Below are 16148 nucleotides of genomic sequence, written 5' to 3' on the forward strand. Positions count from 1 at the left end.
GAGTAAATATTTTACTAATTCTTAATTATTTGAGATTATAAGAAATCGTATTTAAAACTATAGCAATGTAAGTTTTGCTTAGGAAATAAAACCTAAAAAGCGAGTGGCGGCGCGAAGCGCCGCCACTCGCTTTTTGGGTTTTGGTTTGTACTGGCTAACTCTTGCTTTGCTATATTGCGTAAATCCTAGATTTTCTAGACTTTAAGCATAACTTGTTCAATTACGGCACTTCTTGCCCATTTATCGGCTTCGAGAATATCCTCAAGTTCTGGCTTAGAAACACAATTATGGCGATCGCACACATGCTTAATCAGATCGGCAATCTGCACATACCGCACCCGCTCTTGGAGGAATAGCTCTACTACTTGTTCATTAGCAGCATTCAAGACCGCAGGCATCGTTCCACCTGCGCGACCTGCGGCATAGGCTAGTTCCATGCAGGGATATTTCTGATGATCAGGGGCGCGGAAAGTGAGCGTGCCGCATTTGACAAGATCGAGGCGTTCCCATTGTGTGGGAATGCGATCAGGATAAGAAAGGGAATAGAGCAGAGGTAACCGCATATCGGGAATGCCCAGTTGCGCCAATACGGAAGTATCTTCTAATTCAATTAGCGAATGGATAATACTTTGAGGATGAATAACAATTTCGATTTTGTCGTAATCCACACCAAAGAGATAATGGGCTTCGATCACTTCTAAACCCTTATTCATTAGAGTTGCGGAATCAATCGTAATCTTTTTTCCCATCGCCCAATTGGGATGTTTCAAGGCATCGGCAACGGTGACAGAGGCAAGTTCTTCCGTGGGGCGATCGCGAAAAGCGCCACCCGAAGCCGTGAGAATAATCCGCCGCAGTCCACCTTCAGGTACTCCTTGCAAACATTGGAAAATAGCTGAATGTTCCGAATCGGCTGGAAATAGCTTCACGCCATGCTTTTTCACCAATGGCACGACCACTTCCCCACCAGCGATCAGCGTTTCTTTGTTGGCTAAGGCAATATTTTTCCCAGCTTTGATGGCGGCGATGGTGGGCAATAACCCTGCACAGCCGACAATTCCTGTGACAACTGCTTCAGAATCTCCGTAAGAAGCAACAGTTTCTACGCCTTCGGCTCCTGCGAGCATAATCGGCTTTACGGTTAGATCGGCGATCGCTTCTTTTAGTTCGGCAAGTTTAGTTTCACTCGCGATCGCTACAATTTCAGGCTGAAACTTACGTATCTGCTGGGCAAAAAGCTCAATATTTCCCCCTGCGGTCATACCTTCAACTTGAAATTTTTCAGGATATTCCGCGACAATATCAAGCGTTTGTGTACCAATGGAGCCAGTAGAGCCAAGCAGAGTAATACGTTTCATAAAAATAGGCTTGTTAATTATTTATTAAAGTTGTGCTTAAAGTCTTGCATAAATTTTTGAGCGATCGCGATCGAATCTAGATCCAGAAAATAACCACACTTTGCGCTGCCATCTTCTAGTTTTTAAAATCCAAGAAGTTAGTAGGACGGGGCGAAGCGCCGCCCTACTAACTTCTTAGGTAGGAATAGACCAAAATCAAATTTTGTTGACAAAAAAAGTTAACATAAAATTAATAATTCTACACAAGCGATCTTTTCAAAGCTTGTAATTCACACCCTTTTAACTCACTTTTCAAATTAAAAGTCATGGCTCGACAACTCAAAAGCATTGCACCCCATGGTGGTCAACTGATTAATCGCATTGCCTCAGAGGCACAAAAAGAAGTCTTTTATAGCAAAGCTGACCACTTGCCCCGTGTGCAATTGACTGAGCGATCGCTGTCCGATCTGGAACTAATTGCGATCGGTGGTTTTAGCCCCCTCACAGGTTTCTTGGGCAAAGCCGACTATGATTCGGTCGTGATCAATATGCGTCTTGCTAATGGCTTGCCTTGGTCAATTCCTATCACTTTGCCAGTATCCCCCGAAGTAGCAGACACTTTAACAATTGGCAATTTAGTACGCCTCGACGATCCCAACGGTATTTTTATTGGCGTACTGGAGCTAAGCGAAAAATATAAATACGACAAGCTTAAGGAAGCACTCCACGTCTATCGCACCAATGAAGATCGCCATCCAGGAGTAAAAGTTGTCTATAACCAAGGTGATGTCTATCTCGCTGGAGATGTATGGCTACTAGAGCGCCGTCCCCATCCGCTTTTCCCCACCTATCAAATCGATCCTGCGGAATCCCGCGAATTGTTTATTCAAAAAGGCTGGCGTACTGTTGTCGGCTTCCAAACTCGCAACCCCATCCATCGCGCCCATGAATACATTCAAAAATGTGCGTTGGAAATTGTTGATGGTTTATTCCTCCATCCTCTAGTCGGCGCAACTAAGAGTGATGACGTACCCGCCGATGTGCGGATGCGTTGCTATGAGATCATGCTAGAACATTACTTCCCTCTAGATCGGGTCACCTTAGCCATTAATCCTGCGGCGATGCGCTATGCAGGTCCTCGTGAAGCAATTTTCCATGCTTTGATTCGCAAAAATTATGGCTGCACTCACTTTATCGTCGGGCGTGATCATGCGGGTGTGGGTGACTATTACGGAACCTATGACGCGCAATATATTTTCGATGAGTTTGAAATTGGCGAACTTGGCATCATTCCTTTAATGTTTGAACATGCTTTCTATTGCAAGCGTACCGAAGGCATGGCTACCACCAAAACCAGCGCCAGCTTGCCCGAAGAGCGAGTTCATCTCTCTGGTACAAAAGTCCGCGAGATGCTCCGTCGTGGCGAATGTCCGCCTCCTCAGTTCTCCCGTCCCGAAGTCGCCGCCGAGCTTGCAAAAGTGATGCACAAAATGGCGATCGAGGAAGCTTCCACAGGCTTTGAAATCTAACAAAAAGGAGGCGCTAAGCGCCTCCTTTTTGTTAGATTTCAAATATTTTTTTGTGAATTAAAGCTTGCTGCTTCAGGTGATGAATGCGAGGCGCGATCGCCTGATCTTTATTCTCTAAATCATTAATCCAAACATCCGCCAGTGATTGAGCATCATCCGGTAAATTTTCTAATTCCCAACCCGAAATATCCAAATCTTCCATTAAATAAGAAACCTTCGGATCGTAGCTAATAGCCGAACATTGGCAACCTTCGGCAGCAGCCATAATCACACCATGTAAACGCATGGCGATCGCTAAATCCACACCTCGGAAAACTCCTTTTAGCTTGCGGGGATCTTTTTGAATAATGATTTGACTTTGCTTAGGAAACTTTTCATTTAGCGAATCACAAATTGCTTGGGCGATCGCCTTATCTTGGGATGGCTGAAAGGGAACTAACAAAATATACGCATTAGTTTGTACTTGTAACTTTTGTAATGCTTCGGTAATGGTGGCAAGACGGCAGGAAGTTAAGGAAGGATGCGATCGCAAAACTACGGCTACTCTTGGCGAAGCAATATCCCCATAAATATCCATTGGCGTAGATTCCAACGCCCAAACTGGATCGGGAGCAATGATACTTTCGATTTGCCAATTGGCTAATAACTCGGCGGAATGGCGATCGCGTACCGATACAGCATTACATCCTTGAAAAGCGCGTTTCGCAATCCATTTACTTATCCCTCGTTTCAAGGGACCAACCCCCTGCGCCCAAGCAACTGTTTGTAACCCCATTCCCTGAGCTAAGCCCATCAAGCCACCATAATAAATCGGATTTCTAGCGCTAGTTGCATCCTGCATCAAGCTACCGCCACCCCAAATAAATAGATCTGAACGCTTAAGAATTTTCATTAAGCCAAATACCGAATAGCGATCGCTTGCTTCCACCTGATGCAAATTTTCCGTAGCTTTAGGGTTTGCCGACAACACAAGCGGCTGGATCTCCTTGGGTAACATTTGCAGCAAAGTGGCAAGCAAAGCCTCATCGCCACCATTGCCCATTCCGTAATATCCACATAAAACCGCTTGTCTCATATACAGCCCTTGGTTAGCAAAAAATCCAATATTTAGAAGGGCGGCACTTCGTGCCGCCCTTCTCTTCGTAGGTTTTAATGACGACAGCTATACCAAGCTTTCAGCTAAATATTTGGGTTTTACTATAGCGCAAAGAGTTGTCTTTATTTGGATTTTGTAAGCTAGGCAATTTCGGCAAAAGTTGCACTAGCAAGCAGCATTAGACCAATCAGAACCCAAACTAGAGGCATCAACTCAGGGCTAATAAAACTATTACCTAACTGCATAATCGCGATCGCCATACCCGTAATGCTTGCTAGCAAAATCGCTAATATCCAACGCGATCGCCCATGTAAGTTATGGGATTTGTGAAATTTTTTAAAAGAAGTTACCGAAGTCTTAGGGCGATGCACTTGAGTTACAGGAAAAGCCTGACGACTAATTATCAATTTGGTGGAGCTATTGGCGAGACGCTTAGGTATTGGCTTAGAAGCTACAGGCAGTCTTAGGAGTCTATTTGGAGTTACTTGTGTCCTGAGTTGTTGGCGATTTAGGTAGAGGCGCTTTTCTAATTTCTTCAGGCGTAGCCAAAACCATAGCAATAGAAAAATGGCGATCGCACCTACTGCAATTGCGATTTTGACTAACAAAAGCAGCAAGTCCATGTTTTCTTGATTAGATAAAACCAATGCCATATATGCTGCAATTACGCCAAATTGCGGGTTTAAACTGCATATAATTGTTTCACCTAGTCTTAAACCTTACCAACTAGAAATCATCGGCAAAAATGTTGGCAAAAACATGGATTTATAGCTATATTCACTTGCATGAGGAAAAACTAAAACCCAAGAAGCGAGTGGCGGCGCGAAGCGCCGCCACTCGCTTCTTGGGTTTTAACAAGACTGGCTATAGCTATAGTATATTTTATGCTTGAGTGTTCAGATAGGTTAGCTCTACGTTAGGGGCGAGTGTAATCACATCACCGTTACGCAAATCATAGGAAGAAGCCACCTTCATATGATGGTTAATAATTACCCCATTGACACTCGGTTTCCCCGACAAATCTCCATCAATAATCCGATAAGAATATCGACCACTTTCCCCCGGAACCCTAAGCAACACAGCATGTTGACGGGAAACAAACCGTGAATAAAGTTGGATATTATTATTCACATCCCGCCCAATAGTGTACTTCAAGCCATCAAGTGCGAGTTTTCTACTACCTCTCGCATCTGTGATTAGTAGCGTGTGACTAACGTGTGTTTCGCTCATTAGCTCACCAAAAAAAGAAGTAGATGTCGCTTACCAGCGAAAAGTATATGCTACTGGTAGACATTTGGTTTAATCTCGCTCTACTTTACTCTACAAACGGTTTGAATTATAGAGTTTTTAGCAATAGTTAGCGATGTTACAGGAAGGATTCAGTAAATAACTTCACATTATTTTAGGAGCGAGATAGAGAATATGTACTTCGGGCGCAAAGGTGACAATATCGCCATCTTGAAGTTCATAGGACGATACTTTTTTTACAGCATTGAGGACAATGCCATTTTTACTGAGTTTGCCTGAGGCGCTACCATCAATAATGCGATAGGTATCAGGGCGGTTGCGATGTCGGACTTTAAGCAAAACCGCATGATACCGAGAGACAAAATCAGAATTTAATTGCACAGTATTATCTGGCTCCCGCCCAATGGTGTACTTATCTTCAATGAGCGGCATCTTATGAGTCCCGCTATTGTCGGTTACCACCAAAGTGTGATTGGAAGATAGATTGACACTAATTTCAGTTTCATCATGAATTATTTCACGCATATTTATTATTAATTCTCCATAATTATCTAGGGTTTTTAAGTGGTGGGGATAGTTGAAGGAATAGCTCACCCCATATAGCTATTCTTTCAACTATCCCTAGTTTTTTAGGCTAAAACATTTATCCCCAAAATTTAGTGATGTTTCTGAAAAGTGATCGCAATTCACAAAAGTGTGACGAGGCTTTCATGGGCTAAATAAGTAGAGGCAAGTTGACCTATAGAGAACTATATGTCAGTTGATAAACTTATTGTCTATAGATTAAATTACCCTAAAGACGTAACCAAAAAAAATCCTCCTATGAGGTTGTTATGAGGTAACCATCTGCATCACTTACAAAATTTTATTGTGGTTCTTTGGAGCGAAAACTGCTGTAATAGAAACATTGATAGAGCAATCCTAAATGATTTGAGAGAGTTCACCCCAAAGGGGTGAACTCTCTCAAATCATTTAATCTCACAAATAAAATAGGGTTGCTATTTATTTTAGATATATTGGAGAAATATTTCAGTGGACGTTACCGAGATTGCCCGCCAGACCCAGAGTTTATCGCAGCGCCTGAGCAATGCTCAGGACTATCTTTGATGTACCCGCGATCGCCGCAAAAATTAGCGATCTCGAACAAACAGCCGCCCAACCTGAGTTTTGGGGCGATAGCGCTCAAGCCCAAAAGACAATGCGAGAGCTGGATGCCCTCAAATCCCATCTAGAAAAATTTGATCGCTGGCGTAAAACCATTGAAAACCTAGAGGCGATCACCGAATTACTTGCCCTTGAAGACGACCCATCCTTAGCCAATGAAGCAAAACAAAGCCTAAAGCAATTATTGCTGGAACTAGATCGCTGGGATCTGGAACAGTTGTTAGCGGGTACATACGATAAATATGATGCAGTCTTAACGATCAATGCGGGAGCAGGGGGTACGGATTCGCAGGATTGGACAGAAATGTTATTGCGGATGTATACGCGCTTTTGCGAATCCCAAGGCTATAAGGTAGAAATTTCGGAAATTTCCGAAGGGGAAGAGGCAGGGATTAAATCCGTAACTCTATTGGTACATGGGCGCTATGCCTATGGCTATCTTGCACCCGAAAAAGGTACTCATCGCCTAGTGCGAATTTCGCCATTTAACGCTAATGACAAGCGCCAGACTAGTTTTGCGGGGGTAGAAGTGATGCCACTCTTAGAAGAAGATGTCGATCTCGAAATTGATCCTAAGGAGCTAGAAATCACTACAACCCGCGCAGGTGGTAAGGGTGGGCAAAATGTGAACAAAGTCGAAACCGCAGTTCGCATTACCCATTTACCCACAGGTCTTTCGGTGCGCTGTACCCAAGAGCGATCACAGTTACAAAACAAAGAAAATGCGATGCGCTTACTCAAAGCGAAGCTTTTGATTATTGCCCAAGAGCAACGCGCCCAAAAAATTGCGGATATTCGTGGTGACATGGTAGAAGCAGCTTGGGGCAATCAAATTCGCAATTACGTATTTCACCCCTATCAGTTAGTTAAAGACTTACGCACAGGTGAAGAAACTACGAATATCCAAAATGTGATGGATGGCGATCTGGAGCCTTTTATTCAATCGTATTTGCGGCAACAAAATCAGCCCATTTAAGTCAATATTTTGTAGATAGCAATCCTAAATGATTTGTGGGAGAGAAACCTTTCAGGGGACTTTCCCCAAAAAATCATGTATATACGTCCTTAGTATTCTTGGCGATTAATGGCGATTTAATTATGAATATTCAGTATCAGAGGCATTCAGTTTATTTACAAAGGAGTTGGAGTTTTATCCATAAGACTATAGCTACTGCTAGCCTATTGGGTTTATGTCTAGCTGTTACCGCGATCGCGGAGCCGTTAATAAATCGCGATCGCACCATAGCCTTTGCCGAAAACAACAATACGTTAGCCCAGTTAAGTGACATTTTGGCTCAAGCAGCGTTTGGGGATGATCAGTTAACTCGTTATGCGGCGGCGGCTAATGCGATCGAAAACAAACGTTTAGAGATTTTTCGGGCAGCCAAAAATAATTCTAATTGGATAGATGTTGCCAATTTAGCCGAATCGCAGCATACCAAAGTATGTGACTTGTCCCAACCGCCCGATTTTCTGGTGGATCTCTGTTCCCAACTTCGTAGTTTCACCGAGAAAGAAATTCGCCGACAAGGATTTACTAACAAAGAATTCAACCAAATAACTCGCGAACAAAGGCAAAATCCATATCTAAGGGGCTTAATCCAATCTAAACAAATGCAACTTAGAAATTCCAAATAACAGCAAAAGGCAGTGGAAAACTTTTGTAAATTGGTATAAGAGATAGCTAGGACAAATCAAAAACAAAAAGAGAAGTTGCAGCGTTCGCACCGCAACTTCTCTTTTTGTTTGTATATCCTAATCAAAACTAAAAAAGCCTTAGAAGTATTTCTAAGGCTTTAAAGAGGGAGTGTAAATTTAGAACATCAATCAAGCGACAAGAAAATTACTGGGTCTGGCGTTGATTGCTGTCAATGATTTTTTGAGCTTCTGGATTTGGTTGATAAGTATAACCCCAATTTGCATTCTGGCTATCATCAATGATGCGTGGAGTAATAATAATCACAACCTCACTACGGTTATTTTGCGTTACAGAACGTCTAAATAAAGCTCCAATAATTGGGATATCGCCAAGGAGTGGAACCTTAGTAATTGAATCTATATCAGAATCTTGAATAACGCCTGAAAGAATCAGAGTTTGAGCATCACGCAAGCGAATCCTTCCAGAATTTAATACTCGCTTAGATAGTAGGGTTAATGGGGTTCCGCCTGGAACTGGTACGGAACCTATTGGTGCAGAAACGATCGGAGAAACCGATAAATTGATAAATCCATTATCATCGATTCTCTCAATTTGCAGAGAAAGGGTCAAACCTGCATCTGCTTTAGTAGCCGTTGTAGTTCTTGTAGTCACACCATTTTCAATTCTGTCTGATACCGTCGTACCCGTAGAGACATCTTGAGTTAGAGCCACAGTAGCAGTCTCACCTTCTTGAACAGTCAAACTCGGATCGGTGAGAACCTTTGCGTTACCATTAGAAATGGACGCATTAATGTTTGCAATCAAATTGGTAGGTAAATTTATTGGCTGCCCACTGTTTAAAGTAATACCTATATTTTGATTACCAGTACCAGTGATAGTGGGGTTGCCACCATTAAGAAGGAGCCCACCAGAAACGGTCTGACCATTGTTTAAGTTAACTTCTAAAACTCGAACATTGACCGTTACTTGACGTTTACGCAAATCTAACCTTGCAACCTGAGATTCTGCAAATTCAACTTGCCGAGGTGTGCCAATCAGAGTAATTGAGTTAGAACGCTCTTCTGCAATTACTTGAAGTCCCTTAAGCAAAGGAGTTGCTCCAGAATCTGCATTAATAGCAACTGTTTCGAGAGTTGGTACAGCTTCCGTCGGAATGTTAACGATCGCTTGAGATGCTGTACCAAGAGTCGCCGTGGTAACACCAGGAATGGGTCGCTGACGGTTAACAACACGAGAAGCACCGAGACCAATCAAATAAGCTGAAGCTTCACCAACCGTGATTTGATTGAGGCGATAACTCTTAGTGACGAGATTTTTAAGTGTAACAGGAAGTTTTGTTGCCACAAAGACGGTTTGTCCAATCCGATTAGCTTCCAATCCAGAAATTCTCAAGACATTGTTAAATACATCTTGAGCAGTTTCGTTCTCCACGGCTAGACTAACTGGTTGCTTTAAACCAGTAGCAGCGCCTGCGGCGGCTGGTGCAGCACCTGCGGCGGTTGGAGTTTCTGCGGAAACTACACTCAGACCAGCAACACGTCCGATTAATGTCAAAACTTCGATCGCTGGTGCATCCCTCAAAGTAATTCTGGGTACACGCTCGGCAGTACCTAGATCGATGATATCTGGACGTAACTTAGATGTTGTTGTAGCAATATCGCCAACAGGCGGAGTTTTAATTTGACGGAAGGGAGGAACTACTCCAGGGACTCGACCTTGAACTTGAGGAGTGACAGGATTAGCCACAGGAGGAGGCGCTGTATTTTGGGCAGTAGCCTGAGCTACACGGGTTTTACCATCAGCAGCAGTAATGGTTACTTTTGGCTCAAATAGAGCTTTACCTAAAGATGCATTGGGAGTAGTCGTATTCTGAGCAGTGAGAACCTTATTATCAGGTGGATTCTGAGTTTTGAGAACATCGGGAGAAGAAATGTTAGCAGCAGAGATAGAACCAGTTTGAGTAGCACTAGCTTGCATCTCTAGGCTAAATACTAAACTGTCACCGCTATCTTGTCGCTTGATCAAGTCCTTTAGCATTTCAGGATCGGAAGCAGTCACCCGAATCTGCACCTTATTTGCCGCATACTGTGTAGCTTCGATCGCCGTAATGCCAGGGGCAGGATTGGCTTTAGTGTAACTAGCATTGCCGCTACCTAACTGCAACTGTGCGCCATTTAGCAGAGCCACCCAACTTTTGCCCTGTCTCGAATAAGTGACTTGAGGGCGATCGCTACTAGCAAAGTTTAGGGTCAAGTTCAAGCGATCGCCTGCCACATTAGTATTAATGTCAGTAATGCGACTTGCAACCGCAACCACATCCGTAGAGCTAGTTTGGTTGACTGATACCTGTGTTTGGCTTAAGTTTTGAGCCGAGTTTTGGGCTTGCATTGGGGCGATCGCCAATGCTTGGGGGCAACTCAAAGCAATTAAAAACCAGCAAGCCCAAGACTTTCCATGTAATCGAGTATCACTCGAACTGGACTTGATATTTAACTTGGCATTCATCTTGACATTCATAAATACACTCCTCTGAATCCTCACGGAACTCAATACTCTTAATCTTTCTAGAAACAATACAAAAACTTAAAAAAGCTCGAAAACTATCCCAAAGGGAAAACAACACAACTAAGACAGAATTGACAAGATTATGGGTCGAGATTATACCATGTTTTGTCAATTTTAAATTAAAAAAATAACGATAGTATTGCCATAAAGCAAGTTAAGTACAAATTAAATTCGATAATTACCCGAATTAATCTTGTTTTTAACAAGAAATAGCAAACGAATCTTTAAACAACTTACTCAACACAAATTCTGTTGCAAGATAGTAGGGAGTAGATCACTCTCTTTACTATCTTGAAATACTTTTATTTTTTGGGAGCTGCGGCTGCGGCTGCATCAGCAGCTTTTTTTAGCTCTTCTTCTGTTATGGGGACAAAAGCTTCGAGCGTAAAGTCGGCTCCAATCAAGGGAGGCAAGCTTTCCAAAATATCTTTTTCTTTTCCAGCAGCAATTGGGCGAGAGAACTTAAATTTATCCGTAGGAAGTGTTTTTTTAGTCAACTTCAGATCTTTGACTACCAATAGTGGTTTCAAACGCTCAATTTTCTGGATTGTATTTAAGACATCTTCAAACTTTCCATCAAAGCCAATAGTAAATCCATAGGTTGTATATTGGGGACTTTTAACAGGTTCTTTGGGCTGAAAAACCCTCATAGTTCCTGCTATTTCGTAGGAAAAATCTGGAGGTAAGGCGATCGTGATCGTTTTGGGTACTTGTTCCTGAATGTCCCGCATTAAGGTGTCAATGTTATCGACATTAGGGAGTAAAGATAGAACATATTGATTTTGCTTCTTCGCTTCCTCAATTTTTTGGATAACATTGCCTTTACCCGCAACTCTCTGCTCTAACGCACTAAGCCCAGATTTCTTAGTGGTGATATTTGTTTGTGCGGCTTGAAGTTGATCCCACAAAGGTAGAACGTAGGAATTAGCGGCATAGCCAGCAATACCAAGCCCTGCAACCCCAATCAAAATACCTAAAATTTTTGAAGTAAAGGTGATACCAAATAAGGTTACTCCACCTGCTGCACCATCTCCAATTCCTGAAGCAGTTCCAACATTTGTCATTTTATTTGATTACTCCTTGTTGTCTTAGTAAGTTGACTCTAGTTACTAACCCATCCGCACCTGATTTTTGCAATTCAGGTAAAAATTCTGCGGGACTTTTAGTAGTCACAGAAGTTTGGATTTGAAAGTTAACCAACGTAAAGTTTTTTTCAACCGTAGCCTGTTGTAGGGTTGACGAAAGCAACTTAGTTTTCTCTCCATCTAGAAAAGGAGAAGCTTTGAGCAGTAACAGATAATCATTTAACTCGTTATAGCCAGTAGTAGTTCCGTCAATAGTAATTGTGGAGGTTGACTGGCTAGGATTTTGGGGAGAAGCGGAAACAGACGCTTGTCCGAAAGATTTAATCTGCACGTTTATAGGAGTTCTTTTCCTAATGTCATCGGCGATCGCACTAGCAGGAAAATTACCGACAAACAGAGTCAATAGTTGACCAGTTCTGCCTTGAACTTCCTGTAATTGTTTCTCTTGCCCTTCTAAAGCCTTGATTTTTTCATTCAACTGCGACTCTTTTGCGGTTAATGACGAAAGCTCCTGTTGAATTCCTTCATTAGCAGAATTGAGAAAGAAAAATGCTCCACCGACCAAGGCAAGCGAAACTACTGCTACCGCACCTCCATAGAGTAAAAACTGTGAATCGGCGATGGGTTGACGCTCAATAGCTTGAGCCTCAGCCGCCGCGCGATCGCTTAAAAAATTAATATCAAGTGTATACATTACTTAAACCTCCCTCAAACCTAAACCAAGAGCAACAGATAAAGACATCCGCTCTTGTATTGGTACATCATCATCAACAGATACACCAACCGTAGTCAATGGATCAACCGCAATGGCAGCTATACCCAAACGCTGACTAAAGAATTCATGCAATTGCCCAATACAGGCTCCAGGACCTGCAATTAGTAATTGAACTACATCTGAGCCAGGAGACTGACTGGTATAGAAATCTATGGAGCGACGGAGTTCATCACAAAGATCTCCTACCACTCTCATAATTGCAGCATCGCCTGGGGTGTTACCACCACCCGCAAGACTAGCGGTATCCATTGACTGTACTGGCACAACGGTTGAACTCAGCATTTCCATGTCCGTTGTTCGACGGGGGGGTAAGTTAATCGCTCTTAATTGAGCATTTTGAATTTGGGCAGTTCCAATGGGGAAGGTGCGCGAAAATTGAGGTACACCGTCAACGGTTACGGTAATTTCAGTTGCTTCGTATTCAATATCCACAATGGCTACGGCTTCAGCGAGAGTGCTATATTTTGCCAGCTCATTGTGCATAGCACGGATTAACGCAAAGCTACTTACTTCAACAATATCCACCTGTAGCTGAGCTATCTCCATCGCTTGAATATAACTATCAGTTACTTCCTTCGGTGTTGCCACCATCAAGATTTCGATACGCTCGATACCATCGTCATCTAGAGAAGTACCCAGCTTTTGATAATCGACATCAGCATCTTCTCGGGGAAATGGTAGATACAAGCTTGCCTCTTGATTAAGTACCATTTCGCGTAATTCCAAATCAGGAATTTCTGCTGGTAATCGAATCAAACGACTAACTGTCTCTCTTCCAGGAAGAGCCGTGGCAACTTTTTTTACTTTTACTTTCTTTTCTGCAAGCAAACTGCGAATAACTTCTCCCAGCGCTACAGGATCGAGAATGCGCCCTTCTTCAACTGTCCCTTCAGGAAGTTCCGCACTGCCATGCGCTACTAACTTATAGGTTGATTGCCCTTTGCGGCGCAATTGAACGAGGTTAACTTTCTCGGAAGTAATTTCGATTCCGATGCCTTTTTTAGACTTTCCGCCAAATTTTAAGCCGAACATAAGCGTGTCTTTACGAGTTTTGTAGCTTTTGTAGCACTGGGCATACTAAACAATGGAGGGATTATAGACTGATAGTGACCATTGTCAATAGGACAATGGAAAATAATCAAGACTAAAATCTTAAGTGTCTGATTTTGCCTTGTTTCTTATAGACGATTTTGGTCGTTTTAGCAAATTAAAATATTTATAGCTGTATGACTATTCTTTTCCTACCCAAACAATAGGCATTATCAAAAAGAAAATCGCTGAGAATCAAAGCACAAAATGGCTTGGTCATTTTGTGCTTTATGCTTTGTTTTTATGCGATCTGCTTTCGATCTACTGGTGAAAACAAACGACAAAAAATATGTTCAAAAAATATTTTTTTGTTGCTTGTTAAAATTACGCACCCTTGTGTCATAATGAAAAAGCACAAAAAATGCCCTCATGGCTCAGGGGTAGAGCATTCCCTTGGTAAGGGAAAGGTCACGGGTTCAAATCCCGTTGAGGGCTTTTTATAAAGAAAGTAGTGATTTATAGGATAAGCTCCGCTTATCCTACAAGTCGGATTACAAAAAAGCAGAGGGTCTCTTCGCGACCCTCTGCTTTTTTGATATTTACAACTAATTGTTAGAAGTTAAAGCCCGTGGAGTCGGAAAGCTGGCAACAACTATACTTTTAGAGAGGGTTTGCTATGCAAACCCTCTCTAAATGGTTTTAAATTATCAAGCACCCATTAAGCTAAATACTTCTCCAGAGCCGCTTCCACAATATCTTTCATCGAAGCACCGTTCTCTTCAACTGCTTGTTTGAGAAGTTCGTAGGACTTAGGGGAAAGAGTAACCCGATGGCGCACATCTTTCCGCTTGCCTTTGCTAAAATTGCTATCGTCAACTTCAGGAATATATGCGTCAGCAAATTTCTTAAGATCTTCAATTCCTTTACGATCGCAAAAATCACCAAAACCTTCGCCTTCGATGCGTTCATCACGGAAATAGACAAATAGGGGTTCTAAGCCTTTTTCCAAATTATTGATATGTAAGCGCTGCACGTAGGGCTGAGCTAAACGGGTGGCATCAAAATTACCACCAAGCCAAATTTGATACTCATCGGCAGCACTACCGACAAAGGCTAGCTCCGCCATGTAAGGACGCGCACAACCATTAGGGCAACCAGTCATCCGAGTGACAAAGGTTTCCTTTTCTAATCCTAGACGCACTAGTAACTGCCGAATTCTAGCTAATACACTCGGTAAGGCGCGTTCTGATTCGGCGATCGCTAAGCCACAGGTGGGGAAAGCAGGACAAGCCATGGAATAGCGCACTAAGCTATCAATTTGGTCAGGAGCGAGAACATGGCAGCGATCTAGAATCTTTTGAATTTCTTCTTTCTCGTCGGCAGCAACTTCGGTAATCAGCAAATTGTGATTGGGAGTTAAGACAAAGTCATGGTGAAACTTTTCGCTGATTTCCCTCAAAGCTGTTTTTAACTGCAAATCTTCGCGATCGCTAACTCGACCATTCTCAATGGAAACTCCGACAAAATATTTGCCATCGCCTTGCTCATGCCAACCGAGATAATCTTGATATTTAAACGCAGGTAATTCACGAGCGTCCGCAAGCTTGGTGGGATAGTAATCTAGCAAAACTTGTTTAAATTTCTCAACACCCCATTCTTCTAAAATATGTTTAAAACGTGAATGGCGGCGATTATGGCGATCGCCATAATCTCTTTGTAGGGCTACGATCGCCTTAATCACATCATAAATCTGGTCAACAGGCACAAACCCAAGGCGATCGGCTAACCGCACAATCGTCGCGTCATTATTATGGGCGCGACCCAAACCACCACCTACATAAACATTAAAGCCCTCAAGCTCATTGGCGGCATTGGTAACTACTACTAGCGATAAATCATTGGTATAGAGATCAACAGAGTTATCACCAGCTACAGCGATCGCGATTTTAAACTTACGAGGCAAATATTGAACCCCATAAATTGGCTCAATATCACTAATATTCGTTTTTGCAGCGCCAGTACCTTGACGACTTCTTGCCTCCGTTACTTCAGTGGCTTCTGAAGCCGTGACTGCCATTTCGCCATCTAACCAAATGTCGTAATAAGCACCAGCTTGAGGAGCCAAAAGATCCGCAATCTTTACCGCATATTCCCGAGCATATTGGTATTCAGGCTTATTTTTAAAAGGGGCAGGAGGAGCCATCACATTACGATTGATATCACCACACGCACCCACAGTCGATCCCATATTTTTAGTGATATCAGCAATCACCGTTTTCAGATTCTCCTTGAGAATGCCATGAATCTGAAAGCCTTGGCGAGTTGTAACTCTGAGGGTGTGATTGCCATATTTATCGCATAGCCGATCTAAAGCCAAATATAACTGCCAAGGAATCACGCCCCCCGGACTCCGAGTCCGTAGCATCATGCTGTATTGTGCTTCTTCACCCTTGATTTTTGCTTTTTCGAGGTCACGATCTTTTTGTTGATAGGAACCATGAAACTTGAGGATTTGAATCCCGTCTTGACTAAAAAATGGATTGCCATCTTTTAATTCTGTATCGATAGGGCCCCGCAAGAAGTTGCTTTTTTGCTTGAGCACTTCAACCTTTGATACTTTCACATTATTGACTAGAGTGTTTGTCATGGTTCCACTATCG

13 protein-coding genes and 1 tRNA gene are annotated in these 16148 nt (G+C 42.6%); 4 read left to right on the forward strand and 10 right to left on the reverse strand.

The features are described from left to right. Positions 1-194: 194 nt before the first annotated feature. Positions 195-1358, reverse strand: a complete 1164-nt coding sequence (locus tag H6F42_RS14540) for a 1-deoxy-D-xylulose-5-phosphate reductoisomerase (RefSeq protein ID WP_190400084.1) — start codon at positions 1356-1358, stop codon at positions 195-197. Positions 1359-1663: 305 nt separating this feature from the next. Between H6F42_RS14540 and sat the strand changes: the two genes are divergently transcribed. After that, the gene (gene sat / locus H6F42_RS14545) at positions 1664-2866 is read left to right on the forward strand and encodes a sulfate adenylyltransferase (RefSeq protein ID WP_190400085.1); all 1203 of its coding nucleotides are present in this window, start codon (positions 1664-1666) and stop codon (positions 2864-2866) included. A gap of 31 nt (positions 2867-2897) precedes the next feature. On the opposite strand, the gene csaB is transcribed toward sat, so the two are convergent. From csaB to H6F42_RS14565, 4 genes are all read right to left on the reverse strand, one after another. Next, a complete protein-coding gene (gene csaB / locus H6F42_RS14550) occupies positions 2898-3941 on the reverse strand; it encodes a polysaccharide pyruvyl transferase CsaB (RefSeq protein WP_190400086.1) in 1044 nt (347 codons plus the stop codon). A 161-nt stretch (positions 3942-4102) separates the two neighbouring features. Next, positions 4103-4615, reverse strand: a complete 513-nt coding sequence (locus H6F42_RS14555; protein WP_190400087.1) for a hypothetical protein — start codon at positions 4613-4615, stop codon at positions 4103-4105. A gap of 229 nt (positions 4616-4844) precedes the next feature. Beyond that, positions 4845-5192 (reverse strand): FHA domain-containing protein, encoded by a 348-nt coding sequence (locus H6F42_RS14560; protein WP_190400088.1) that lies wholly within the window; start codon positions 5190-5192, stop codon positions 4845-4847. 162 nt (positions 5193-5354) lie between these two features. Continuing rightward, positions 5355-5735 (reverse strand): FHA domain-containing protein, encoded by a 381-nt coding sequence (locus H6F42_RS14565; RefSeq protein WP_190400089.1) that lies wholly within the window; start codon positions 5733-5735, stop codon positions 5355-5357. Positions 5736-6242: 507 nt separating this feature from the next. Here H6F42_RS14565 and prfB point away from each other — a divergent pair. Further along, a protein-coding gene (gene prfB, locus H6F42_RS14570) for a peptide chain release factor 2 (protein WP_190400090.1) occupies positions 6243-7350 on the forward strand; the annotation gives its coding sequence in 2 pieces (ribosomal slippage) (positions 6243-6314 and positions 6316-7350; 1107 coding nt in all). Positions 7351-7472: 122 nt separating this feature from the next. Then, entirely contained in the window at positions 7473-8012 is a 540-nt protein-coding gene (locus H6F42_RS14575) for a DUF4168 domain-containing protein (RefSeq protein WP_190400091.1), read from the forward strand. A 205-nt stretch (positions 8013-8217) separates the two neighbouring features. Here H6F42_RS14575 and H6F42_RS14580 read toward each other — a convergent pair whose 3' ends face one another. From H6F42_RS14580 to pilM, 4 genes are all read right to left on the reverse strand, one after another. Further along, positions 8218-10551 carry a secretin N-terminal domain-containing protein gene (locus tag H6F42_RS14580; RefSeq protein ID WP_190400092.1) on the reverse strand — a complete coding sequence of 778 codons (2334 nt, stop codon included), beginning with the start codon at positions 10549-10551 and terminating at the stop codon, positions 8218-8220. Positions 10552-10901: 350 nt separating this feature from the next. Continuing rightward, positions 10902-11663 (reverse strand): hypothetical protein, encoded by a 762-nt coding sequence (locus tag H6F42_RS14585; RefSeq protein WP_190400093.1) that lies wholly within the window; start codon positions 11661-11663, stop codon positions 10902-10904. A 1-nt stretch (position 11664) separates the two neighbouring features. Continuing rightward, positions 11665-12378, reverse strand: a complete 714-nt coding sequence (locus H6F42_RS14590; protein WP_190400094.1) for a PilN domain-containing protein — start codon at positions 12376-12378, stop codon at positions 11665-11667. 3 nt (positions 12379-12381) lie between these two features. Then, positions 12382-13491, reverse strand: a complete 1110-nt coding sequence (pilM, locus tag H6F42_RS14595) for a type IV pilus assembly protein PilM (RefSeq protein ID WP_190400095.1) — start codon at positions 13489-13491, stop codon at positions 12382-12384. A gap of 420 nt (positions 13492-13911) precedes the next feature. On the opposite strand from pilM, the gene H6F42_RS14600 reads away from it, so the two are divergent. Continuing rightward, positions 13912-13983 (forward strand) — tRNA-Thr (locus tag H6F42_RS14600). A 223-nt stretch (positions 13984-14206) separates the two neighbouring features. Here the strand turns inward: H6F42_RS14600 and sir are convergent. Beyond that, a complete protein-coding gene (gene sir, locus H6F42_RS14605) occupies positions 14207-16135 on the reverse strand; it encodes a sulfite reductase, ferredoxin dependent (RefSeq protein ID WP_190400096.1) in 1929 nt (642 codons plus the stop codon). Positions 16136-16148 lie beyond the last annotated feature (13 nt).

This window comes from Pseudanabaena sp. FACHB-1998 (genome assembly GCF_014696355.1).
Classification (GTDB): domain Bacteria; phylum Cyanobacteriota; class Cyanobacteriia; order Pseudanabaenales; family Pseudanabaenaceae; genus Pseudanabaena.